The following is a 23,522-nucleotide window of genomic DNA, read 5'->3' as shown; positions in this document are numbered from 1 at the left end:
AAAAGGAGCGAATGGTAGCAAAAAAACATCAGGATGGGCCGTTCGTTTTGCGCTCAACGATGACATAGTGCTTGCGGACCGGTTCCAGGACTTCAAACACGCCCTTGAACCCGGCCGGGATGACCAGGGCGTCGCCCGGCCCGGCTTCGGCTGCGTGTCCCTGTTCATCGATCACGCGGCAGCGGCCTTCGAGGACGCAGAAATACTCATCCTTGTTGGGCGCGAAGGCGATACGCCAGCTGCCTTTCTCGCAGGCCCAGATGCCGGCATGGACTTCGCCGCTGGCGTTGCTGAAATGGTTCCATGTGGTGCGCAGCGGGTTCCCGTCGAGCCGGCGGTCTTCGCGCGGATGGTCGTATTCGGGGGCTGGAGCCTGAGCGCGGAATTCTGTGATTGCAGTCATGGCGTCATTATACGCGCGGCGCCGGCACCATCTTGGCCAGTACGCCATCGTCGAGTTCATAGGTATCGAAGTCGCTGGCCAGGAAAAGCCGGCCGCTGTAATGCTGGCGCGCTTCCGCCTCCACCTCTGCCATGCCTTCCTTACTGTCATAGCGGGGGCTGAAGTGCGTCAGGACCAGGTTCGGCACCTCGGCTTGGGCAGCGAAATGGGCAGTGCGCTGCACTGAGCTGTGCTGCGGCCCCGGGCCGACTTTCTGCAGCACGGCTTCCGTGTAGGTCGCTTCATGGACCAGCAGGTCGGCGCCCTGGCAGGCTTCGGCCAGCAGCGAAGGGGTGTCGTTGTCGCCGCCGATGACCGCATTCACGCGTTCGACGTGCTCCGAGCGGAACCCGGCAGCGGCCAGCAGCGTGCCATCGTCCAGCCGGACGTCCTTGCCGTGCTGGAGCTGGCCCCAGGCCGGGCCGGGCGACACGCCGCGTGCGCGCAAGGCGTCGCTATCAACCTTCCATGTAGTCTTTTCGAAGCTAAACTTAAAGCCGAAGCTTGGCGCGCGGTGCGACAGCGGGAAGCGTTCGATCTTCAGCCCATCCTGGTGGTGCACCAGGCGCTGGTTCGCGACGTCGACATGGATGATCTCGAACGTGAGGAAGAGCTCCGTGTGCAGCATGGTGGCATCGAGCCAGGCCTTGACGGCGGCCGGCGCAATCAGGATCAGCGGCTTCTTGCGGCCGGTCATGGAGGCGCTTGCGAGCAGCCCAGGCAGGCCATAACTATGGTCGCCATGGACGTGGGTGATGCAGATGCCGGCCAGGTCATGCACGGTGAGCGGAATGCGCTGCAGCTGGTGCTGGGTGGCTTCGCCGCAATCGACCAGCCACCAGTCGCGGTTCATTGTTGAGTGCAAGGCCAGCGCGGTGACGTTGCGCCGGATGGTCGGCACGCCGGATGAGGTGCCAAGGAAGGTCAGTTTCAGCATGCCATATTATGCCGCATCAGGGCCGGTTCGTGGCCCGCGCGCGACAGGCGCCAGTGCCTTGGCGGCCATTTGCGTGTCCTGGCGAGCCAGGCCGTGAAGGCCGCGCAGGGCGGCGTTAAGATGAGTTGTTGGCTGGTCGATTCGAACAATTACTTCAATGATCGGAGACACTCTATGCAAACTCGCATTCGCAGCACGCTTCTGGCCGCAGTAGTCTTCTTCACCCTCGGGGGACAGGCAGCAGCAAACACCCTGACCCAAAACGTATCCTGGACCATCGACCGCGCCGGCACCAGCACCAAGTACCGCGCCGTGGCCTATGGCGATTCGATCTATGCGGGCTATAACGGTTCGATTACCAGCGCGGCCAAGTATTCGGCGCCGACGGTGGACGCGGAATACCTGTCCGCGGCCTGGAATGCCGACATTGAAAGCGTGCGCCGCGCCAAGTCCGGCGCCGTGGCCTCTGATGTCTACAACAACAAAATTGTCGCCGAGCGATCCTACATGCAGGCCAGCAACACGCGCGTGGTCACCTTCGAAATGTGCGGCAACGACGGGCTGCAGGCCCGCTCCGCCTTCAAGGGCCAGACCGGCACTTGCGACGACTCGGTGCTGACCGCCGCCGAGAACAGCTGCAAGACCTACGTCGCGGCGGCCATGGACTACATCAACGCCAACGCCTATTCGGGCGTGAAGGTGAAGGTCATCTCGAACCTGCACTATCCCGGCTATGCGGCCGACAATGTGCAGAGCTCCTGCAAGGATCCGAATACCGGCGCCACCGTTAACATGCAGCAGAAGTTCCTGCCGGCCCTGGCGCGCATGAACTTCATGATGTGCGATACCGCGCGCCAGAAAGGCTTCCAATGCGCCGACAACTTCGCGCAGTACATGGGGGCCGATTACGACAGCAACGGCGACGGCATTGCCGATTCCGATGCGCTGCGCTACGTGGCCGGCGAGAGCCAGGCCAGCTATGTGACCCGCATCACCTCGACGCTGCGCTCCACCATCCGCGACGCCAACACGCACTTCGTGTCTGCCGGCAGCAGCTACGACTACATCCAGTCGGACGATACGCACCCGACTTATACCGGCAGCACGGTCACGGCAGGGCTGTTCGGCGGCACCACCGGCACCGGGGCGCCACGCTACACCTCCTTCAGCTCGGGCAAGAACCCGATCTGGAACCAGTTCGGGCATGAACGCATGGGGTGGGCGGTTTCGGTCTTCAACTCGCCAACGCCGTGAGTTCCTGGCGCCCCAGCCCGGGTTACCTGGCGGCGGCGCTGCTGCTGGCCGTTGGCGCGGCCAGCCTGGCTTTCTTTCTTTGGTATTTTGCGCGCGGCGACGCCGCAGCCGGGGCTGGCCAGACGCCGCCCCCGGCAAGCGTGGCGGCTGCCGGACGACCAGCCTCGGCCGCCATTGCCGGGCCGGCAGTTGCGCGCGAAGGGCCCCAGCGCCAGACGCCGCCAGCGCCGGAAGGCGACGCCGATCCGACGCGCGACTTGCGCAGTTACGTCATGCGGGGCGAGAAGCCGACCATGAATGAAGTGATCAAGCGCTTGCACGAGCAAGGTGTGCACACCGGCCTGGGCGCGTTCAATCCGCCCGGCACCAGTCCGCCCCTGGTCGGCCTGGCCGTGCCCAAGGATTTCCCGCTGCCTGCGGGGTATGTGCGGCATCACCAGGTCACCGACGATGGCCAGTCCATCGAACCTGTCCTGATGTTTGCGCCGGACTTCCAGCTCTACGATGCGTCGAACCGGCCCATCGAGATGCCGAAGGACCGCGTCGTTCCACCTGAAATGGCGCCGCCGGGGCTGCCGTTGCGGCGTATCGTGATCCCGCCTCCACTTGACGCCTCCGGACAATGAAGCCGCTTGCCTGCATTTTCGCCAGCGCTGCGATGACTGCCTTGTATGCACAGGGCGGCGCGGCCTGGGTGCTCGGATTCCTGCTACTTGTGCCCTGGCTCCTGGCGCTTGACGGCCGCCGCTCCCTTGCCGGAACGCTGCTGCTTGCCTGGTCCATGTCGCTCGCTTACACGGCGGCCGGCTTTGCGTGGTTTGGCGCTGCGCTTGGGCGCTATACGCAGGCCGGGGAGGCCAGTGGAATTGCCTTGCTGCTGCTTGCCGCGCCCTTGTTCCAGCCGCAGTTCCTTGCTTATGGGCTGGTCCGCCTCGCCGCCGGGCGCTGGTACGGGCGGGGCGTATGCGCGCTGGCGGCGGCTGCGGCATGGGTGGCGGTGGAATGGCTGGTGCCGCGCATGCTTGGCGATACGCTCGGTTACGGCCTGTACCCTTCGCGCCTGCTGCGGCAGGCGGCCGATGTGGGCGGGAGCGCAGGACTGACTCTCTTGCTCCTGCTGGCCAACGAGGGCGTGGCGGCGGCCGTCGCCCGGCATGGGCAAGGCTGGCGGGCAATCGCGAAGCCCTCGGCACTGGCGGCCTTGGTCCCTGCCGTGCTGGCGGCGTACGGTGCGCTGGCGCTTTCGGGCAGCGCTGCACCGGCAGGGAAGCCGCTGCGCATGGGGCTAATCCAGGCAAACATGGTTGATTATGAAAGGCAGCGCCTGGAGAAGGGCGCTTTTGCGGTCGTGCGCGAGGTGCTGGACCGGCATTTCTCGATGGGTTATGACGCGGTGACGCGCCAGCGTGCGGAAGCCTTGCTCTGGTCCGAGACAGCGTATCCGACCACGTTCGGCAAGCCAAAGAGCGAGGCCGGCGCGGAACTCGACCGGGAGATCATTGAATACGTGAACGCGGCCGCGGTCCCCCTGGTGTTCGGCACCTATGACCGGGATGAACAGGGCGAATATAACGCCGCGGCCTTTGTGCAGCCGGGCCGGGGCTTGCTGGGGTTCTATCGCAAGTCGCATTTGTTCCTGTTCACCGAATACCTGCCGGCCTGGCTTGACGTACCGGCCTTGCGGAGGCTTCTGCCCTGGGCTGGCAACTGGCAGGCCGGCGGCGGCGCGCGGGTGTTCCCTTTGCGCCTGGCGGACGGGCGCGAGATTGCGGTGCTGCCCTTGATCTGCCGCGATGACGTCGACCCGGCCCTGGCCATCGCCGGCGCGCGGCTTGGAGGGCAGGTGATCCTGACGATGTCCAACGATTCCTGGTTCAGCGGGGAGGGGCCGGGTGCGCGGCTGCACCAGGCGGCGGCGGCCTTCCGCAGCATCGAAACGCGCCTGCCGCAATTTCGCGTGACGCCAAACGGCTACAGCGCAGCGATCGATGCGAGCGGCGACATCCTCGCCGGAACCAGCGTCGGCGAACCTGCGCTGGTCATCGCGGACCTCCCGGTGCGCTCGCCCGCACCCACCCTGATGGTGCTGTGGGGCGACTGGCTTGGCCTGGCATGCTGCGCGGTATTGCTGGTGCTGACGGTAAGGCCGCTTAGCCAGGCGTGGCGGCCGCACTACGATGGCGCCAGGGCGCGCAGGTCCAGGCCGGCATTCCCGATGCGCGTGGCGGTGCTGCCGCCGGCGGCACGCGTCGTTGCCGGACTGCTGCGCGTCATTTCTCGTGCGGGTTTGCTGGGCATGGGAGCGGCCTTGCTGCTGAACGAAGCGCTGCGCAGCAATACTCTTGGGCAGTTGCGCATCTTCTCCCTGGTATTCCTGCTGCCGGAGGCCATCGCCTGGTGCTTGCTGATGGCGTTTTCGGCCCGGGCGACGTTGAGCGAGGGCCGGCTGCTGCTGGCGCGTGGTGCGCAGGAACTGGCGCTGGCCCTGGACCAGGTGGCTGCCGTCGAACCCTGGCGCCTGCCGGTGCCGGGCCGCGGCGCGGCGTTGCGCCTGCGCTCCGGGAATTACTGGGATGTTGGACTCGCCTTGCCGGACCCGGCAGCGTTCGCCGCGGGCCTGGCCGCTGCCGGCGGCCCCCCTATGGTGGATATGCCGGGGTGGCGCATGCTGGTGGCGCCGGCGACGCGGCTTGACCATCCGCTTGCGAAGTTTGTCCTGTTGCCGCTGGTACTGGCGCTTCCCGCCTTCCACCTGCATCAGCACATCGCCTATGGCAGCGCATTGGGCGAATACTACAGCTTCGGGCTGGCGGCCTACCTGAGTGCTTTCGGACTGTGGTGGGCGGCGTGGACAATCGGCGTGGTGCTGGGGGCGGCACTGGTGCGCGCCTTGATTGAATCGGCAAGCATGATGGCGGCAGCGCTGCGCCCGGGCCATGCGGCCGGCATCCGCCTGGGCCTGGAGCGTGCCGGACATGTTGCGCTTTACCTCGCCTTGCCCGGCTGGCTGCTCCTGCGCGTATTTGGCGCGTGACTACGCCTAGAGCGTCGGGCGGATGTCGAAGGTGGCGGCCAGCGGTGCGGGTTCCGGATCGTCCGCAACGTGGACGCTGTTGACCCGCGCGGCGCTGGGACCCTTGTGCGCCCATTCGATGATGGCTTTCACCGCGTCGGCTGGGCCGTGCACGCTGGCTTCGACCGCTCCGTTGGCGCGGTTGCGCACCCAGCCCGCCAGGCCGAGCGCTGTTGCGCGTTCTGCAAGCGCGTAGCGATAGCCAACGCCTTGCACCAGACCTTCGATCATCAATCGCTTGGCCATCACATCCTCCAGTTGACGCGGTTGCGGCCTGCTTCCTTGGCGCGGTACAGGGCCGCGTCGGCGGCATCGAACAGCGCGGGGGCGCTTTCCTGGCTGCCCGGCGCCAGGGTTGCACCGCCGATGCTGACCGTCAGCATCGGGCTGGCAATGGACTGCTCATGCGGAATCAGCAGCTGGGCCACCGCCTCGCGAATTCCCTCCGCTACATACAAGGCTTGCGCCGCGTCGGTTTCGGGCATCAGGATCACCAGTTCCTCGCCGCCATAGCGGGCGGCGACGTCGCAGGGCCGGCGCATGGCATTGCGCGCCACGCGGGCCACGGCGCGCAGGGCACGGTCGCCGGCCGGATGCCCGTAATGGTCGTTGTACTGTTTGAAGCAGTCGATGTCCAGCAGCGCCACTGAAATCGCGTGCGCGTGGCGGGCGGCGCGCTGCCATTCGCTTGCGTAGACTTCATCGAAGCGGCGGCGGTTGGCCAGTTCGGTCAGGCCGTCCATATGCGCCAGGTGCTCGAGCATGCGGCGCTGGCGTACCACTTCCAGGTGGGTGGCCACGCGCGCCATCACGACCGTGGTGTTGAAGGGCTTGGTGATGTAATCGGCTGCGCCCAGCTTGAGGCCGCGCGCCTCGTCCTCGGGCCGGCCCATGCCGGTGATGAAGATGACTTCAATGTGGGCAGTGGCGGCGTCGGCGCGCAGGCGGCGCAGCACTTCATAGCCGTCCATGTCGGGCAACATCACGTCCAGCATCAGCAAGTCGGGCAAGTGGCGCTGGGCGCGCTCGATGGCCTGCTCGCCGGTCTTGGCCAGCAGTACCACATACTCTGGTTTCAGCAAGGTCGCGAGAACCTGACGGTTGATGCCGTCATCGTCCGCGACTAAGACCTTTTGACTCATGCACTCAATTCCATATCGACGCCGAGTGCTTGCGCAAGTTCGGCCAGCGGTTTCAAGGCATCATGATATTCGATTTCGTCCACAGCACGCTGGATGCGCGCCAGCAGCGCAGCGTGGGCTGAAGCGGCCAGAAGGGCGCTCAGTTCGGTCAGCAAATCTTCGGAACGGGCGTCGTCGGCCCGCAGGTAGCGGTCCAGTTCACGCAGCAGGCGGCCAAAATCGGCCACCTGGCTTTCGCTGGCGCCGGCCGGCGCCTGCAAGGCATTCGCAAAGCCGGCCAGGATGATCCCGAGCGACTTGGCCATGTCCGCAGCCTCCCGTGCGCAGCGCTCGGGGCGTCCATCGCGGATGCCGGCTTCGACGATGTCGGACAGTTGGGCAAGCCCGATGGCGCCGAGGTAGGTGGCGCTGGATTTCAGGTTGTGGGCCAGGCGCTCGACCTGGGCCCAGTCGCCGTCGGCCAGTGCGGCAGTGAGCAAGGCCGGGCCGCCGCCGTATTCGGTGCAGAAGCTGCGCATGCGCTTGGCGAGGATGGCCGGATCGCGTTCGGCGCGCGCCAACGCATATTGCCAGTCGACGCCTGCCAGCGGCGGGTAGGCTGCGGCGACCGGCGCGGCGGGGATTTCTGCGGCAGGCGCGCCGGGAATGGCGCGCCCGACCAGGCGTGCAGGATCGATCCACTTCAGCATGGCGCGGAACAGCACGTCCGGATCGATCGGCTTGGTGATATGGTCGTTCATGCCCGCTTCCAGGCTCCTGGCCTGGTCTTCCGGCATGGCGTGGGCGGTCATGGCCAGGATAGGCAGGCCGCGCAGCGCTTCAATGGCGCGGATCTGGCGCGCGGCGCTCAGGCCATCGACCACCTGCATCTGCACGTCCATCAGCACCAGGTCGTAATCGCCTTGCTGCACCATCCGCACCGCCTCGCCGCCGTGAACAGCGACATCGACGTGCACCCGCACCGTTTCCAGGAAGTCGACTGCCACCTCCCGGTTGTTGGCATTGTCTTCCACCAGCAGCACGCGGGCGCCGTGCAGCCGCGCCAGCTCCTCGGCCGGCACGCCGCGCTGTTCCGCCTGCAGCGATGCCGGCTGGGCGATCTCGGGGCGCAGCACTTGCAGCAGGCTGTGATAGAGCAGCGCAGGGCCGACCGGCTTGGTCAGGAAGCCTTGCAGCGGCAGTTCGCCTTCCTCCTGCAGCACCGTTTCGCGGGTGCAGGCGCTGACCATGAGGATCGACGGCGGGGCAGCGAAGCGCGGGTCGGCGTGGATGCGGTGGATGGTTTCCACGCCATCCCAGCCCGGCATCATGTAATCCATCAGCACCACCTGGTAGGGCATGCCGGTTTCCACGCCGCGCAGCAGCATGTTGAGCGACTGTTCGCCGGAGCTCGCGCTGTGGGCAGCCACGCCGAAGGTGCCAAGCATTTCCACCAGCGCTTCACGCGCCGTGGCGCTATCGTCCACCACCAGCACGCGGGCCTGCTGCAGCCCGCCGGTCGGCGAGGACAGAGGCTCCTCGCTGGCATCGCCGAGGCCGAGCCTGACGGTAAAGCTGAAACGGCTGCCGACGCCAGGCGTACTGGTCACCTTGATGCTGCCGCCCATCAGTTCCACCAGCTGGCGCGAGATGCTCAGGCCCAGGCCGGTGCCGCCGTATTTGCGCGTGATCGAGCTGTCGGCCTGGCTGAAGGACTGGAACAGCCGGGCGAGCTGCTCTTCGCTCATGCCGATGCCGGTATCGCTGACGCTGAACTGCAGCACCACGCCGTCGGCAGAGCGCTCGACGGCCTTGACGGCCACTACGATCTCGCCGCGTTCGGTGAACTTGACGGCATTGTTGGTCAGGTTGATCAGCACCTGGCCGAGGCGCAAGGGGTCGCCGACCAGCTTTTGCGGTACGCCGCGTTCGACGCGGAACACCAGCTCCACCTTGCGCGCATCGGTCTTGACGGCGGTCAGGGTGGACAGGTGGTCCAGCATCTCGTCCAGGCTGAACGGCACGGCTTCCAGGGCCAGCTTGCCGGCTTCGATCTTGGAAAAATCGAGGATGTCGTTGATGATGCCGAGCAGGTGTTCGCCTGCGCCGAGGATCTTGGCCAGGTAGTTGCGCTGCTTCGGACTGGGATCGGTCATCAGCGCCAGGCGGCTCATGCCGATGATGGCATTCATCGGGGTGCGGATCTCGTGGCTCATATTGGCCAGGAAATCGGACTTCAGGCGGGTGGCCGCTTCGGCGCGCAGCATGGCGTTCTGCATGGCCTTGGTGCGCAGGCCGAGGATGCGCATGAACACCAGCATGTCGAAGGCATTGCCGAACTGCAGGGCGTGCATGGTCCAGAAGTTGGCCGCCATCTTGCCGCTGATGACCTGGCTCAGGACCACCGACGACAAGAAGCTGACCGCCCAGCCCAGCATGAAGTAGATGCCGACCGAATCGCCGCGGCGCGCGCGCTTGTAGGCGCCCGGCAAGCCAAGCAGCATGGGCAGCAAACCGAGGGTGCTGACGATGACCACCAGGCCTTCGACGCTGATCACATCGAGGCAATAGGCCACGGCAAACAGGGCGGCCAGCGCCGCACCGGCCTTCATCAGGACCGAGAAAGTACGGTCGACGCCGGGGCGCGCCAGGGACTGCTCGACGAACAGGTAGCCGCCGCAGGACGCCATCAGGGCGAACAGGCCGCCGGCGTGCAGCGTCATCCACACATTGTCGCGCCAGATGTACTGGCTGCCCAGGCCGAAGAATTCGAAGGAGAACAGGGTGGTGCCGGCAATCAGCAGCGCATACTTGGCGAACAGCGGCTCGCGCAAATTGGCCCATTGCGCCAGGCTATACAGCAGCAGGCACAGGCTGAGGCCCATCAGCATCCCTTGCAGCATTTGCTCGGCCAGCGCGGAGGCGTGGTAGACCGCGGCCTTGGAGAAGTGAATCGGCAGGATCATCGAGCCGACATTCTCGACCCGCAGCAGGACCACATGGTCTGCGCCGGGCGTCAGGCGCAAGGCTGCCGCAGGCGTGCGGCCGCCGCCGCCCGGAGCCACCACCGGCTGCAGGTTGCCGGTCACGGTGTGGCTGTGGAGCGCACCATCGGTGGCGGCGAACACGTCGACCCGGTTGATCTGCGAATAATCGATGTTCAGGGTCCATTCGCCGGTGGCGTCGGCCGGCACGAAGACCGGGATGCGAACCCAGACCACGGTGCCTTTGTTCACTCCCAGCGTGGCATAAGCCGATTGCGGCTTCTGGAACCCGGCGGCAGCGGCCAGGACCTCGGCTGCGCTGAGGGTGCCGCCCGGGTCCTTCAGGATCGTGACGGCGGGCCAGGCGTCGTGCGAACCGGAACGTTCGTCCAGCACCAGCGGGGTCGGCGCTGCGCTTCCCGCGGCGCTGGCCAGGCACAGGCTCGAGGCCAGCGCCAGCATGAGGGCGAAGAAAACGAAGGGGACGCGCTTCAGCATGGCTGCTGGTCTCCTGCCGGCTTGGCCGGGGCACGGCCGGCGAGGCGCGCTTCCAGTGCGTTCATCCAGGCTGGCGCCTTGGGATCCTTGCCCCAGCCGCGCACGGCGCTGTCAACCTGGTTCAGCACCGCAGGCGGAAGCTTCAGCGGGCGGGTCTGGTCCATCAGGAACTTCACGGTGAACTGGTAGCCGAAAATGCGGGTGATCATGCGGCAGATCGAAAAATTGGGGAAAGCCAGGCGCACCAGGGCGTCGACGCCGCGCACGACGACCATGCCGCTGATGAACAGTGCGCGCGACAGCAGGTTGACGCGCTGATTGAGCGCCAGGTCGAGGCGGGCGGACTTGCCGCACAGGTAGCGCGTAAGCAGGACCGGGAACGGCTTCAGGATGCGCAGCGGGATCTGGTCCTGCATTGCTTTCATCAGTGCCGCGCCAAGCTCCGGGCGCGGGTCGGGCAGGTAGGGCGACAGCCGGGCGCGTGCCTGGATGTCGTTGAAGCTGGCCTCGGCCTGCTTCATGGTTTGCGGCATCAGGCTGGATTCGATGCCGAGGACGTGCCCAACCACGTTCCAGGTATGCAGGTAGGCCTGTTCGTCCTGCTGCGGCAGGCCGAGGCCAAGCTTGCGCAGGCCGCGCAGGAAAATATAGTGGAAGGTGAGCAGGGTGTAGGCCAGCTCTTCCTGGTTGCAGGGCAGGCCGTTCGCGGCGACGTCCCAGCCATGGTTGTACAGGGTATCGTGCACATTGCGGCAGGGCGCATCCATCGGCGCCACGGCGCTGCCGCCTTCAAGGATCGCGTCGGAAGGGTTGCCGCGCAAGATCAGGTGGCGGATGGTGGCGTGGATCAGCCGAACCTTGAGGATCTGTGCGACGCCTCCGCCATCCGGGCTGGTCAGGCCGCCGTGCATCATGACCGGGAAGATCATGGCGGCCGTGGAGCGCACGCGGTAGTCGGTATGGGCTTCGAGCTGGCCGGCGACGTGCAGCACGCCCGCCAGGTCGGGGACGACATAGCATTCGGGCAGGCTGGCGCAGAACAGCAGGCTGCAGGACAGCATGCTCATGTCAAAGAACAGCTCCTCCGAGCGCGCAATGCGGGCGGCATCGGCCCATTCGGGCAGCCGCGAGCCTGCGGCAAGGTAGGCTTCCAGCGCGGCCGCGATTGGCGCGGGGGTGCCTTCGGGGGCGCGCCAGCCGGCGATGATGGCGTTGCTTTGCCACTCGCCAAGCAGGCGGTTCACAATGGCGATGGCTTCCCACTGGCTGCCCTCGTGGCCGTGGAGGATGGCTGCGATGGCGTCGTCGGCGAGCGGGTCGGCACGCAGGGTCGGCGCCACTGCGATGGGCGCGTTCATTGCGCTTCCTTCCAGCGCATCCAGCCGCAAAGGCCCGCCAGGACGGGAATTCCCATGGCGAACAGGGCGATGGTACGGGTCTCGATCGGATTGCCTTTCAGGGCCTGGAACACCATGCTGCCGCCGTAGATCAACAAGGGTACCAAAGCGTAGAGGGGCGTGACCCTGCTGCTTGGAACCGGCGGCTTTTTGCGCAGCGTGAGGCGGAAGCCGTAAATGATGGCGAAGGAAATCGTCATCCAGCCCACAAAACCCTGCAGCGTTTCGCCGAACCAGCCACCATCGGTCTTGGTCATGATCCAGGCCTTGAGCGTGAAGACCATGTAAGGGTCGGCGCCCAGGTCGTAGGCGGTCACGATCATCGCGCCAAGGAAGGCCATGATGAAAGTCATCAGCGTCGACGGCACGCCGTCGGTCGGCGTTTGCCAGACGATCAGGTTGGCGATCACATAGGCGACATAGCACAGCGCAAACCACATCAGCGGGATGATGAAGGGCACGGAGCCGATGCGCGGGCCCAGCACGTCGGTATAGGTGTACGAGCCGAAGAACCAGCCATAACGCGCGCCCATCTCCTCAGCGAACCAGCCGACGACGACGCCGATGACGACGAAGCGCAGCGCCGGTGCGTGCCCGAGGAAGTGGCTGGCACTGGCCCAGCAGCAGGCAAACATCAGGATCGAACTGACGATCAACAGGGTCGTCGTTTCGCTCCAGCTGCGGGATGCGAGCGCGATCAGGAATCCGGCGAGCAGGACGAGGGTGATGCGGGGCAGTTGGTTCAGCAGCGACTTCATACGTCTCCGGGTTAGAAGTGGTAGTCGAAACGGATGTCAAAGGTCCGTGGATCGCTCGGCGCAGCCATGCCGAAGCTGTCGATGGTGACAGGCTGCACCTTGTTTTCCAGGTTCTTCACATGGGCCATCAGGCTCCAATTGGCGCCGTCGGGGCGATACGCCAGCGAGAGGTCGCTGGCGGTGCGCGGCGGGATGCGGTATTGCAGCAACTGGCTGGAAGCGCTGATGTTGTAGGCCGCGCTGCGGCGCGCGCTGATGCCGGCGGTGAGTGCTGCGCCAGGCAGGCGGAAGCGATGGTCCCAGCCCAGGCTCAGCACCGAATGCGGCGCCCGGTCCAGCGGCTCGCCGGCCCAGGAAACCAGGCCGTTCGGCCGGTAGCTTACGTAATGGGCATCCAGCAGCGTCAGGCCGTAGGTGAAGCTGTCGGCAGGGGTGGCGCGTACCTGCCCATCGAGCTCGAGGCCCTTGACGCTGGCGGCGCCGGCATTCTGGGTGACGAAGCGCGGCGCGCCGGCCACGATCGCAACGCCGGAGAGCTGCAGGTTGGTGTAGTCGTAGTGGAAGATGGCCAGGTTCATGCTAGCCCGCTTGTTCCAGAACCGCGTTTTCAGCCCGGCTTCCCAGGATTTCAGCGTTTCGGGCCGGTAGAACAGGGTTTCAGCCGGCACGGCAATCACGGCCGGGCAGGCGATGCCCAGCGCGCTGGAACCGGCCAGGCAGCCGTCATTGAAGCCGCCCGACTTGTAGCCCGTGGCGATGCTGGCATAAGCCATGGTGGCCGGCGCCAGGTCGACCTCGGCACCCAGCTTCCACGTCGTCTTGTGGGTGGCCAGGGTGGCGTCGTTCAGCATCTTGAGATCGGTCGCGGCGTTGAATTCGCGCGCCTGCTGGAAGTTGGTCGAGCCCACGCGCGACTTGTCGTCCTCCGTGTAGCGCAGGCCCGCAGTGGCGCGCAGGAACGGCGTTACGCCGTACGTCAGCTGGCCGAAGGCGGCCTTGCTGCGCGAACTCGTCGGTCCATGCGGGAATACGTAGTAAGGCGGCAGCTTAACCAGCTGCAGGTCGCGGAACACATAGAGCTGATGCGATTCTTCTCGGAAGTAATACAAGCCGCCCTGCGCCTTCAACGGGCCGCTGCCGGAGGTGGACAGGCGCAGTTCATGGGAATCCTGGCGCTGGTCGCCCCAGAAATTCTCGTGCACGCCAATTGCCAGTGTTGGTTGCACACGGTAGTAGAAGTTGGCCAGGAAGTCGTGTTCGTTCTTGCGGTGCGAGCCAAGGTAGTCCAGGGTGACTGGGCCGAGGTTCCACGAGAGTTCGGCGCCCAGGCTGTCGGTCGATTTGTGGTTGTAGCCTTGCTCGAGCTTTGTATTGAATGGCTTGAAATTGTTAGTCAGGCGCTCATTGGTGCCGGCGTCATACCAGGTGGGCCTGCCTGTCTCGACACCCTTGTAGAAATTGGTGTCCGGGACGATGTTGTCGATATTGCCGTTCTGCGTAGCGTGTTCGTAGCGCAGCAGCAGCGAGGCCGATTTCCCCAGGGCCAGTTTGGCGGACAGGCGCGCAGCGCGGTCGTCGCGGTCCTGGCCCAGTTCATAGCCGGTGCCCTGGCCATTGCGCAGGGTGCTGTCATGCTTGCTGAGCGCTACTGCAGCGCGCAGGGCGAGCATGTCATTGACCGGCAGGTTGAGCATGCCGTTCGCTACGCGCGAATGGAAATTGCCCAGCGCAAGGCTGGCGGCGCCTTCCCAGCGCTGGATTGGCGTGTTGCTGATGACGTTCACCACGCCGGCCGTGGTATTGCGGCCATACAAGGTGCCTTGCGGACCGCGCAGCACTTCGATGCGGTCCACGTCCAGGAAGCCCAGGGTCTGGGCTTGGGGGCGGGCGATATAGATCCCGTCCATCATGAACGCGGCGGAAGGATCTCCCTTTTCCGTCACGTCCGAATTGGACACGCCGCGGATCGTGATGCGCAGCCCGTCCGGGGCGCCGTCCAGGTGCACATTGGGCAGGCGCTTGCCGATGGCTGCCGCGTTGTCGATGCCGAGTTTGTCCAGTTGCTCGGCAGTGAGGACCGACATGGCGACCGGTGTCCGCGATTCGGGCGCAGCGATGCGCTGGGCCGTCACGAGGACTTCCGGAATTTGCTCTTCAGTTTGACCTTGCGCGATGACAGGCGCGCAAAGAATGCTGGAGACCGCGGCCGCCAACATGGTCGGGCGCAGATGCGCCCCGCAATTCGACATGATTACCCCTAGTGCCTTGCTTTATATGATTATTTTTGCAACGTTACTTAAAAGTGTTGCTAGCAAAGTTCAAGAGTCTAACAGTTTGGCAGCGTAGGAAATAGGGGGTATGTAGGCTTTCCCCGACATAGAAACGACACGATGGCTGATAGCGTGCCGGGCGCGAGGGGAGAATACTGGCGGCAAGCCTGAAAAAGGAAAGGAGTGCATCATGTTTGTACGAAACATTACTTTCGCCTTCACCCTGGCTTGCAGCGCCATCGGCGCAGCAGTGGCGGCCGATGAGCCGCAATTCGTGACCGGCGGCGTCGGCCTTGAAGAGCGTGGCCAAATGCTCGCCAGCAAGCCGGATTACAACGTGCGCATGACCTTCGCGACCCGCGGCACCGGCGAGTACCGCTCGGACGTCCAGGTCGAGATCTCTGATGCGAAAGGCCATACCAACGTCAACGCGCGCGATGCCGGGCCATTGATGTTCGTTAACCTGGAGCCTGGCCGCTACCGCGTGACCGCTACGGCGGCCGATGGCCAGGTCCAACGCCGCGAGGTGCAAGTGCAGCCTGGACGGACAAAGGACCTGTACTTCTACTGGAGCGAACCTGCCACTATCGTGCAGTAGACATCAGTTGGTTGAGCGGACCGTAGTGGAAGGTCTGCTCATCGTCGATGGCGCCGGTCTGGTGGAAGCGTTCCATATACACCCTCAGCCGGCCCATCATTACCTCTGCCGGCGACGATCCTGCGCTCAGGCGGCGCACGCCCAGCTGGGCCAGGCGTGATGGCGCGGCCAGGTTGGGACGGGCCAACACATTGAGCGGCATTGTTGTGCCTTTTGCAAGCTCGGCAATTTCGCCCTCGTCCGTGACGCCCGGTGCAAACAGGCCGCTGGCTCCAGCCTCCTGGTACAGCGCCGCACGGCGCAGGGTTTCCGCCACGCGGGCGCCCGGCTCGGCCAGGCCGCGCAGGTAGACGTCGCAACGGGCGTTGATATACAGGTCGATGCCGGCCGCAGCGGCCGCAGCGCGCGCTGCGCCGATCTTGCGCGCCAGCAGCTCCGGCGGCGCACCGCCATCTTCAATATTGATGCCGACCACGCCGGCCTGGACCAGTTGCCCGACAAACTGGCCAACGACTTCCGGATCGGAAGAATAGCCGTCCTCGATATCGACCGTCAGCGGCAAGGCGCTGGCGCGCACGATGTCGCGCACTGTTTCCAGTAACAGGGCGGTCGGCAGCTGCGAACCGTCGGCGTAGCCGTGGCCCCAGGCGACTGCCGCGCTGCTGGTGGCGAGTGCCTTGGCGCCAGCCAGGGCGGCGATGCGGGCGGTACCACCGTCCCAGCAATTGGCCAGCAGCAGGATGCCATCCTGGTGCAGGGCATGGAATTGGGTGTCATTGCGCATGTGGTTTTTTCCTTAACATTGAGGAGCTGGCCATTCTGCCACGGTTCCCACATTCCTGCTTTGGTACAATTCGGGGTTGCCAATCAATCCCCAACCATAGTGCAAAGCCGCCAACTCTACGTCCGCCTGATCAAGGAATTCCTCCCCTATAAGTGGGCCGCCCTGGTGACCCTGGCCGGCGTGGGCGTGGCGTCGATGACCGACGTGCTGCTGATACGCCAGCTGCAGAATGTGGTCGATGCGGTGCAGCCGAACGCGGTCGCCGGCGCGGCGCCGCAGAGCGGGGCCCTGGCGACGGTGCACGCCTGGCTCGACAGCATCCTGCCTACCGATCCCGGCGCCGCTGCACTGTGGGCGATCCCGGCCCTGATCATGGCCCTGGCGCTGCTGCGCATGGTCAGCACATTTACCGGCGACTACGGCTCCGCATGGCTGACCCAGCGCGTCCAGGCCAATGTGCGGGAGCAGATGTTTGCCCGCGTGCTGCGTCTTCCGAACCGCTATTTCGACCAGTCTTCGACCGGCACCACGTTGTCGCGCATTGCCTTCGATGCCACGCAGGTGACCCAGGCCGGCCTCAGCGTGCTCACCATCGCCGTGCGCGACACGGTGGCGGTGATCGGTTTCCTTGGTTCGCTGTTCGATATCGACTGGAAGCTGGCCCTGTTCTGCCTCGTGCTGCTGCCGCTGGTGGCGCTGGTCGTGACCATCGCGGCCCGCCGCATGCGCCGCCTCAGTTCCAGCGCCCAGCATGCTATGGGCGAGCTGACCCGCGTGCTGGACGAGAGCATCGGCGGCCAGCGGGTAGTGAAGATTTTCGGCGGCCAGGCCTATGAGCAAAAGCGCTTCGACGAAGTGGTGAAGCTGAATCGCCAACTGGCCGTCAAGCACGCTTCGACTGCTGCGATGAATTCCGGCCTGATCATGTTGATGGTCGGCGCCACCTTGTCGGCCGTGATCTATTACGCCTTGCTGCGCGCGCAGGCGGGCGCATTGACGCCCGGTGCTTTCGTCGCCTTCATCACCTGCCTGATGTCGCTGCAAGGCCCGATCAAGAACCTGACCAAGCTGAATGAACCCCTGCAGCGCGGCCTGGCTGCCGCGGAATCGGTGTTCGGCCTGATCGATGCGCCGATGGAAGCCGATACCGGTACGCGCCCGGCGGATAATGTGAAAGGCCGCATCGAATTGGTGGATGTCGGCTTCCGCTACAACGCGGACGACCCGGAAGCGGCGCCGGCCTTGCGCTCGCTGTCGCTCGACATCGCGGCCGGCGAGACGGTGGCGCTGGTGGGCGGCTCGGGCAGCGGCAAGACCACGCTGGCCAGCCTGCTGCCGCGCTTCTATGACGTCAGCAGCGGCCGGATCCTGCTGGATGGCGTGGACTTGCGCGAATACCGCCTGCCTGAACTGCGCAGCAAGATCGCCCTGGTGAGCCAGGACGTGGTCCTGTTCAACGATACGCTGGCTGCCAATATCGCGTACGGCGATCCGGCGCCGGATATGGCACGGGTCGAAGCGGCATCGCGTGCGGCCTATGCGCATGACTTCATCATGCGCCAGCCTCAGGGCTACCAGACCGAGGTCGGCGAAAACGGCATGCGACTGTCGGGCGGCCAACGCCAGCGGCTGGCCATCGCGCGCGCCTTGTACAAGGATGCGCCTATCCTGATCCTGGACGAGGCAACCAGTGCCCTGGACACAGAGTCCGAACGCCAGGTGCAGGCGGCGTTGGAAAAGCTGATGGAAGGCCGCACCACGGTCGTCATCGCACACCGCCTGTCCACCATCGAAAACGCCGACCGCATTGTGGTCATGTCGGCGGGATCGATTGCGGAGCAGGGCAGCCACGAAGCGCTGTTGGCGAAGGGCGGCATTTACGCCCGCCTGTACCAGACGCAGAAGCAGCTGGACCAATAATCAGCGGGTGGCCTGCAGCAAGTAGGCTGCCATGTCGCGCGCATCGCGCTCCGGCACGCCGAGCTGCGGCATGGCGGTACCGGGTTTGACCTGCTGCGGTGCGCGAATCCATTTCACCAGGTTTTCTTCGCTTGTCGGCAGCTTGCCGGCGATGAAGCCGCGTTGTGCCAGTCCGTCCAGATTGGGTCCAACGAAGGTCAGCGGGCCGGTCACGCCCGGGACATGGTGGCAGGATTGGCAGGCAAACTGGGTCAGCGCCAGCCTGCCGCGCTCGCGGTCGGGTACGTGGCCCACCGCGCGCTCGACCTGGGCGTCCAGCGGGGGCAGCGCAGGCGGCCTTTCAATAGCGGCATAGTCCGCGGGCGTCATTGCAGGCAGCGCGCCGAGGAAGGCAACGAGATCCCAGATTTCGCGCTCGCTCAGGTGGAAGCGCCATGCGGGCATCCCGCTCATCTTGATCCCGTTTGCGGTTATCCAGTACATTTCACGCGCTTTCCAGCGCCGTGCCGCGTCGGCCAGCGGGCCGGGGACCGGTTGCATGCTCAAGCCGATCACGCCCATCGGCACGCCCGGTCCGCCATGGCATTGTTCGCAGTGCTGGCGAAACAGGACGCCGCCGCGCGTCGAGGCGCCCGCCGTCGCCGAAGGGGGCGCGATTTCGCGCGCGTGAAAGCGTACCGATTGCTGCATGCCGCGCTCGATCAGGGTGTGCACGAACTGGAAATGCGGGCGCAGCGCGGAAGCGTCATACCAGCCCGCCTGCAGCACCACGGTAGCCGCCAGTATTCCGGCCAGTCCGGCCAGGCACAAGCTCATAGCGGCGGTAGCAATAAGGCGACGCACAATCGGGAAAAGGGCGATGATGTCTTGAGCAAATTATAGGGATCGGCAGCGGGAAGGCAGGGACGATTCGTGCAAGCAATCACTGTGCGTTTGCGGAAAAATGGGAGCACGCATCGCGCATGCGTGGCAGCCTTGCTCTTGCCGCTAGCTTTGTGCGCTTGCCAGCCGCGCAAGCCCACTCCACCGGCCGGCGAGGGCGGCGACGCCCGGCGCGGCAAGGCGCTGCTGGCGCAATTTCAGTGCGGCAGCTGCCATCACATTCCCGGCGTGGAATCTGCGCGCGGCAAGGCGGCGCCGTCGCTCGCCGAGTTCGGGCTGCGCAGCTATATTGCAGGGCGCTGGCCGAACCGGCAGGCCGACCTGGTGCGCTGGATTTCGACTCCGCGCAGCATGGACCCCGCGACCCTGATGCCGGACATGGGTGTTTCCCCCGAAGATGCACGCCACATGGCGGCTTATCTTTATTCGCTCCAATGACGCCGGCGCTGCAATCGGTCCTGTCGCCTGCGGGGCCGGATGCGGCGCTGCTTAGCCGATTCAGCTGGCTGTTGTTCGGCTCGGGGGCCGTGATATTCCTGTTGGTCGCGGCCCTCGTTCTCGCCAGTGTTGCACGCAAGCGCGGAAAGTCCTGGTCGAGCAGGCTGGTGGTGGGCGGGGGATTGCTCTTGCCGGTACCCTTGCTGGTTGCGCTCATGGGGTGGTCGGGGTGGCAAGCTTCGCTCCTGGCGTGGCCCTTTTCGGGGACCCGTATCCAGGTCACCGTCACGGCGCATATGTGGTGGTGGGAAGTGCGCTATCGCGACACGGTGAGCGGGAGGGAGGCGGTGCTGGCGAACGAGCTGCGGCTTCCGGTGGGCGAGCGGGTTTACCTCGCGCTGGCGTCGGCGGATGTACTGCATGCGTTCTGGGTGCCGGCGCTGGCGGGCAAGGTGGATATGGTGCCGGGCCGCGTCCATGGCCTCACACTGCGTGCCGGGACAGTTGGCCGCTACCGGGGCCAGTGCGCTGAGTATTGCGGCACCCAGCACGCAGCCATGGCGCTGGATGTGGTGGCAGTCACGCCGCAGCAATTCGAAGCCTGGCTGGCGCACCAGGCCGCGCCAGCGGCCAGCTCGCCGCGTGCGGCAACGATGCAGGCGGGCGAGGGCGAAATCGCACACCGCGGGCGCGAGGTGTTCCTGGCCGCGCGCTGCAACGCGTGCCATACGGTGCGAGGCATCGCGGAAGGTGGAAAGTCGGGCCCGGACTTGACGCACCTCGCTGGCCGCCGCCATCTTGCAGCCGGGGCGCTGCCAATGAGCCGTGCCGGGCTGCTTGGATGGATCGTCAACCCCCAGTCTGCCAAACCCGGTGCCCGCATGCCGCCCAGCAGCCTGTCACCCGACGACCTGCAAGCCCTGGCAAGCTGGCTGGAGACGCTGGAATGAGCGCTCCTCGACGTCCCCCCAACAGCCTGCCGCGCCCGCCGGGCGAGTACGAAGCGCTGGAGCGCGCATGGCGCAAACCGGGTGGCTGGCGCGCCCTGACCGCCGTCAACAACACACGCATTGGCCGCCTGTACCTGGCGACCGCGTTTGCCTTGTTCCTGTTCGCAGGCGTCCTTGCGCTGGCAATGCGGCTGCAACTGGCAGTCCCAGGCAATGACTTGCTGCAGCCGGGGACCTATAACCAGTTCTTCACCATGCACGGCACGGTAATGATGTTCCTGTTCGCCATTCCCATGGTGGAAGCCATTGCCGTCTTCCTGCTGCCAGGCATGCTGGGGGCCCGGGACCTGCCGTTCCCGCGCCTGTCCGCCTACGCCTATTGGGCGTATGCTTTCGGCGGCGCAGGCTTTATCGTGACGCTGGCCTTCGGGCTCGCTCCCGATGGCGGCTGGTTCATGTATCCGCCCCTGACCGGCAAGGAATATTCGCCCGGACTGAACGCTGACTTCTGGCTGCTCGGCATCGGATTCATCGAAATTTCGGCGATCGCCGGCGCCATCGAGCTCATTATCGGCATCCTGTTCACCCGCACGCCCGGCATGACGCTGGCGCGCATCCCCGTGTTTGCCTGGTCGATGCTGGTGGTGGCTGCGATGGTGGTCTTCGCCTTTCCTCCGTTGATTGCGGGAACGGCCCTGCTGGAACTGGAACGGGCCTACGACTGGCCATTCTTCATCCCTGCGCGCGGCGGCGACCCGGTCTTGTGGCAGCACCTGTTCTGGTTCTTCGGGCATCCGGAGGTGTACATCATTTTCCTTCCTGCTGCGGGTATGGTGTCGTCCATGTTGCCGGCGCTGGTGCAAACCCCGCTGGTGGGGCGCCGGGCGGTGATTTTCTCGCTGGCGGCCGTGGGAGCGCTGAGTTTCGCCTTGTGGATGCACCATATGTTCACCGCCGGCCTTGGGCAGCTGGAGACCACGCTGGTGTCGGCCGCGAGCATGGCCATCGCAGTCCCTACGGCGGTGCAGGTGTTCGCCTGGATCGCAACCCTCTGGCGGGGCAGGGTGCAGTTGAACGCGCCGACGCTATTCGTCCTTGGTTTCCTGCTGGTCTTTGTACTGGGCGGCCTGACAGGCGTGATGGTGGCCGCCGTGCCATTCGACTGGCAGGCGCATGACAGTTACTTCATTGTCGCCCACCTTCATTACGTGCTGGTAGGCGGACTGGTATTCCCGATGTTGGCAGGCGCGTATTTCTGGGTTCCCTTGTTCAACGGGCACCGCATGTCAGAGGCCTGGGCACGCTGGGTGTTTGGCCTGGTGTTCGCGGGAACCAATGTGGCGTTCTTCCCGATGCACGTATCGGGTTTGCTTGGCATGCCGCGCCGGGTTTACACCTATGGTTCGGAAACGGGCTGGGCAGACTTGAACATGGCCAGCACGGTCGGCGCCTTGCTGCTGGCCTGCGGCGTCGCGCTGTTCACCATCGATCTGATCCGGACGCTGCGCCGACCTCAACGGGCGCACGGAGATCCCTGGCGAGCGAGCTCGCTGGAGTGGCTGCCACAGGACGAATATGCGACCCGCAGCCAGCCGGACGTTCGCTCGGCGGAGCCGTTGTGGCGGCAGCCGCTGCTCGTGCAGGAAGTGGAAACCGGCATGCATTGGCTACCCGGCAGCGTGACCGGCATGCGCGAGACGCTGGTGACCGGCTGGCGCGACGCGCGGCCCCGGTATTTGCTGGTGCTGCCGGGCGACAGCTGGCTGCCATTCCTTTGTGCGCTTGGGACGGCGGGCTTCTTCCTCTTGATGACGGTGCAGCAAGCCATCGCCGCGTGGCTGTTCGGCGCACTGGCCATTGCCACGCTGCTGGCCTGGTTGTGGCAGGCAGACCGGCCGCTGCCACCGCAGGCCACTGTCGCGGAAGGGGTCGAGTTGCCGATCGGCGCCGAAGGACGGGCATCGCATTCCTGGTGGGCTACCTGGGTGTTGGTCGTCGTGGATGCGGCAATTTTCGCCTCGCTGGCCTTTACTTTCTTGCACTTGTCGATGCGCCTGGAGGTTTGCCCGCCGCCTGGCGCGCACTTGCCGGCTGCGCCCTGGCCGTGGCTGCAGGCTGCCTTCCTGGCGGCCAGTTCCCTCCTGGCCTGGTGGAGTTCACGCCGCCCGGCCCAAGGTTGGCCGATGTTGGCGGCAGGCGCATGCCTGGTCGCGGCGTTTGCATACGATCTGGATGCGCACCGGCATGCGGGACTTGCCCCGTCGCGCGATGCGTGGAGTGCAGCGGTTGCCGCGCTTCTGGCTTACCAGGGCCTGCACGTTGCCGTGCTGGCGCCGGCGGCGCTCTACGTTGCGGCGAGGGGAAAACTGCGGGCAGCCAGCCGTGCCACGCTGGACAACACTGTCCTGCTGTGGCACTGCGCCGTGTTGCAGGCGCTGGCGGGCCTGGTTCTGCTTCGGCTGGTTTAGAACGAGTAGACCAGCGTGACCGAAGTCTGGGTGTCGGTGTTCTGCTTGTCGATCGGCACGGTGGAGTCGTTGATGGCACTGAAGGCGGCTTTCATGTGCATCGACCCGTTGATGCGGGCGCTGAGCGAAGTCTCGGAAGTGGAGTGAGTGTTCCACGAAGCGCGTTCCACCGTCAGCATTTGCGCGAACGTGGCATTGTCGCTGAGTTTCCAGCGGAAGGCGGCGCGGCCGCGCAGAACGAGGCCGCGATCCTCTTCGCCATTCGCGCGCGTAGCCCTGAAGAAGCCCGGACCGGCTTCCATGTCGAGGGTCTTGTCATCGCTCTGGTAAACACGGAATCCGTGACCGACGCCGACGCTGGCGCTGCGGGTATAGGCGCCGAACCGGTCTTCCGAGAAGCCTGCCAGCACAAACAGGGTGGAATTTTCTTCCAGCAGCTTGTAGCCGGCCTTGGCGCCGAACTGGTAGCGTTCAGCCGAGCGTTGCTTGGTTTCTTCGCCGTTGACGCGGGCGCGGTCCTCCTTGAAGTAGCCGTTCCCGGTGTACTCGTTGCTCCAGCGGAGGGTGTCTTGCAGGATTTCGAACCTGCCGGTGACGGAAGTACCGGCGGTATTGCCACTGGTGCTGATGGCGCCGATTTCGGCGGACAGCATGATATTGCCAGTGTGGTCAACTTCGTTATCTTCTGCCAGTGCGTTGCCTGCGGCCATGCCGGAGGCGAAAATCAGGGGTATCAGGTATTTCATGA

At 65.4% G+C, this 23,522-nt stretch carries 19 protein-coding genes; 8 read left to right on the top strand and 11 right to left on the bottom strand.

Annotated elements, in window-relative coordinates; translation table 11 throughout:
* Positions 1 to 28 precede the first annotated feature (28 nt).
* On the bottom strand, positions 29 to 403 hold the full coding sequence (locus ACN9MY_RS17595; RefSeq protein WP_426161743.1) for a cupin domain-containing protein: 375 nt from the start codon (positions 401 to 403) through the stop codon (positions 29 to 31).
* 7 nt (positions 404 to 410) lie between these two features.
* Positions 411 to 1,379, bottom strand: coding sequence for a ribonuclease Z (locus ACN9MY_RS17590; RefSeq protein ID WP_426318112.1), 969 nt, complete (start codon positions 1,377 to 1,379; stop codon positions 411 to 413).
* Positions 1,380 to 1,553: 174 nt separating this feature from the next.
* Here ACN9MY_RS17590 and ACN9MY_RS17585 point away from each other — a divergent pair, with 174 nt between their 5' ends.
* The 3 genes from ACN9MY_RS17585 to lnt are packed head-to-tail and all read left to right on the top strand — an operon-like array spanning position 1,554 to position 5,667.
* Entirely contained in the window at positions 1,554 to 2,633 is a 1,080-nt protein-coding gene (locus ACN9MY_RS17585) for an SGNH/GDSL hydrolase family protein (RefSeq protein ID WP_426318110.1), read from the top strand.
* Positions 2,630 to 3,259: a hypothetical protein gene (locus ACN9MY_RS17580; RefSeq protein WP_426161740.1), complete on the top strand. Its 630-nt coding sequence runs from the start codon at positions 2,630 to 2,632 to the stop codon at positions 3,257 to 3,259. Before ACN9MY_RS17585 ends, ACN9MY_RS17580 begins: the two co-directional genes overlap by 4 nt.
* Positions 3,256 to 5,667 carry an apolipoprotein N-acyltransferase gene (lnt, locus tag ACN9MY_RS17575; protein ID WP_426318108.1) on the top strand — a complete coding sequence of 804 codons (2,412 nt, stop codon included), beginning with the start codon at positions 3,256 to 3,258 and terminating at the stop codon, positions 5,665 to 5,667. The genes ACN9MY_RS17580 and lnt overlap by 4 nt, the downstream gene beginning before the upstream one ends.
* Positions 5,668 to 5,673: 6 nt before the next feature.
* On the opposite strand, the gene ACN9MY_RS17570 is transcribed toward lnt, so the two are convergent.
* Genes ACN9MY_RS17570 through ACN9MY_RS17545 form a run of 6 tightly spaced genes read right to left on the bottom strand, consistent with a single transcriptional unit; the run spans position 5,674 to position 14,713 of the window.
* Positions 5,674 to 5,952, bottom strand: coding sequence for an acylphosphatase (locus tag ACN9MY_RS17570; RefSeq protein WP_426318106.1), 279 nt, complete (start codon positions 5,950 to 5,952; stop codon positions 5,674 to 5,676).
* Positions 5,952 to 6,848 (bottom strand): diguanylate cyclase, encoded by an 897-nt coding sequence (locus ACN9MY_RS17565; protein ID WP_426318104.1) that lies wholly within the window; start codon positions 6,846 to 6,848, stop codon positions 5,952 to 5,954. Before ACN9MY_RS17565 ends, ACN9MY_RS17570 begins: the two co-directional genes overlap by 1 nt.
* Positions 6,845 to 10,309, bottom strand: coding sequence for a response regulator (locus tag ACN9MY_RS17560; RefSeq protein WP_426318102.1), 3,465 nt, complete (start codon positions 10,307 to 10,309; stop codon positions 6,845 to 6,847). Before ACN9MY_RS17560 ends, ACN9MY_RS17565 begins: the two co-directional genes overlap by 4 nt.
* On the bottom strand, positions 10,303 to 11,667 hold the full coding sequence (locus tag ACN9MY_RS17555) for an oxygenase MpaB family protein (protein WP_426318101.1): 1,365 nt from the start codon (positions 11,665 to 11,667) through the stop codon (positions 10,303 to 10,305). Before ACN9MY_RS17555 ends, ACN9MY_RS17560 begins: the two co-directional genes overlap by 7 nt.
* Positions 11,664 to 12,464, bottom strand: a complete 801-nt coding sequence (locus tag ACN9MY_RS17550) for a carotenoid biosynthesis protein (protein WP_426318099.1) — start codon at positions 12,462 to 12,464, stop codon at positions 11,664 to 11,666. The genes ACN9MY_RS17555 and ACN9MY_RS17550 overlap by 4 nt, the downstream gene beginning before the upstream one ends.
* Positions 12,465 to 12,475: 11 nt before the next feature.
* The gene (locus ACN9MY_RS17545) at positions 12,476 to 14,713 is read right to left on the bottom strand and encodes a TonB-dependent receptor (protein WP_426335870.1); all 2,238 of its coding nucleotides are present in this window, start codon (positions 14,711 to 14,713) and stop codon (positions 12,476 to 12,478) included.
* Between the two features lie 211 nt (positions 14,714 to 14,924).
* On the opposite strand from ACN9MY_RS17545, the gene ACN9MY_RS17540 reads away from it, so the two are divergent.
* Positions 14,925 to 15,332: a carboxypeptidase regulatory-like domain-containing protein gene (locus ACN9MY_RS17540; protein WP_426161732.1), complete on the top strand. Its 408-nt coding sequence runs from the start codon at positions 14,925 to 14,927 to the stop codon at positions 15,330 to 15,332.
* Here ACN9MY_RS17540 and ACN9MY_RS17535 read toward each other — a convergent pair.
* Positions 15,319 to 16,116 carry an isocitrate lyase/PEP mutase family protein gene (locus tag ACN9MY_RS17535; protein WP_426318095.1) on the bottom strand — a complete coding sequence of 266 codons (798 nt, stop codon included), beginning with the start codon at positions 16,114 to 16,116 and terminating at the stop codon, positions 15,319 to 15,321. The two genes, ACN9MY_RS17540 and ACN9MY_RS17535, sit on opposite strands and share 14 nt — an antisense overlap.
* A 99-nt stretch (positions 16,117 to 16,215) precedes the next feature.
* On the opposite strand from ACN9MY_RS17535, the gene msbA reads away from it, so the two are divergent.
* Entirely contained in the window at positions 16,216 to 18,036 is a 1,821-nt protein-coding gene (gene msbA / locus ACN9MY_RS17530; RefSeq protein WP_426318093.1) for a lipid A export permease/ATP-binding protein MsbA, read from the top strand.
* Here msbA and ACN9MY_RS17525 read toward each other — a convergent pair whose 3' ends face one another.
* Positions 18,037 to 18,852 (bottom strand): c-type cytochrome, encoded by an 816-nt coding sequence (locus ACN9MY_RS17525; RefSeq protein ID WP_426335869.1) that lies wholly within the window; start codon positions 18,850 to 18,852, stop codon positions 18,037 to 18,039.
* A gap of 150 nt (positions 18,853 to 19,002) precedes the next feature.
* Between ACN9MY_RS17525 and ACN9MY_RS17520 the strand changes: the two genes are divergently transcribed.
* Genes ACN9MY_RS17520 through ACN9MY_RS17510 form a run of 3 tightly spaced genes read left to right on the top strand, consistent with a single transcriptional unit; the run spans position 19,003 to position 22,774 of the window.
* The gene (locus tag ACN9MY_RS17520) at positions 19,003 to 19,356 is read left to right on the top strand and encodes a c-type cytochrome (protein ID WP_426335868.1); all 354 of its coding nucleotides are present in this window, start codon (positions 19,003 to 19,005) and stop codon (positions 19,354 to 19,356) included.
* A complete protein-coding gene (locus tag ACN9MY_RS17515) occupies positions 19,353 to 20,306 on the top strand; it encodes a cytochrome c oxidase subunit II (RefSeq protein ID WP_426161727.1) in 954 nt (317 codons plus the stop codon). The genes ACN9MY_RS17520 and ACN9MY_RS17515 overlap by 4 nt, the downstream gene beginning before the upstream one ends.
* Complete coding sequence (locus ACN9MY_RS17510) at positions 20,303 to 22,774, top strand: cbb3-type cytochrome c oxidase subunit I (RefSeq protein ID WP_426335867.1); 2,472 nt, start codon at positions 20,303 to 20,305, stop codon at positions 22,772 to 22,774. The genes ACN9MY_RS17515 and ACN9MY_RS17510 overlap by 4 nt, the downstream gene beginning before the upstream one ends.
* On the opposite strand, the gene ACN9MY_RS17505 is transcribed toward ACN9MY_RS17510, so the two are convergent.
* Positions 22,771 to 23,520: a DUF481 domain-containing protein gene (locus ACN9MY_RS17505; protein ID WP_426318086.1), complete on the bottom strand. Its 750-nt coding sequence runs from the start codon at positions 23,518 to 23,520 to the stop codon at positions 22,771 to 22,773. The genes ACN9MY_RS17510 and ACN9MY_RS17505 overlap by 4 nt on opposite strands.
* Positions 23,521 to 23,522: the final 2 nt, after the last annotated feature.

The organism is Pseudoduganella sp. R-31, from assembly GCF_049913235.1.
Lineage (GTDB): Bacteria > Pseudomonadota > Gammaproteobacteria > Burkholderiales > Burkholderiaceae_D > Rugamonas.
Note: the sequence above shows the minus strand (reverse complement) of the source record. Positions and strands in the feature narration are given on the sequence as shown.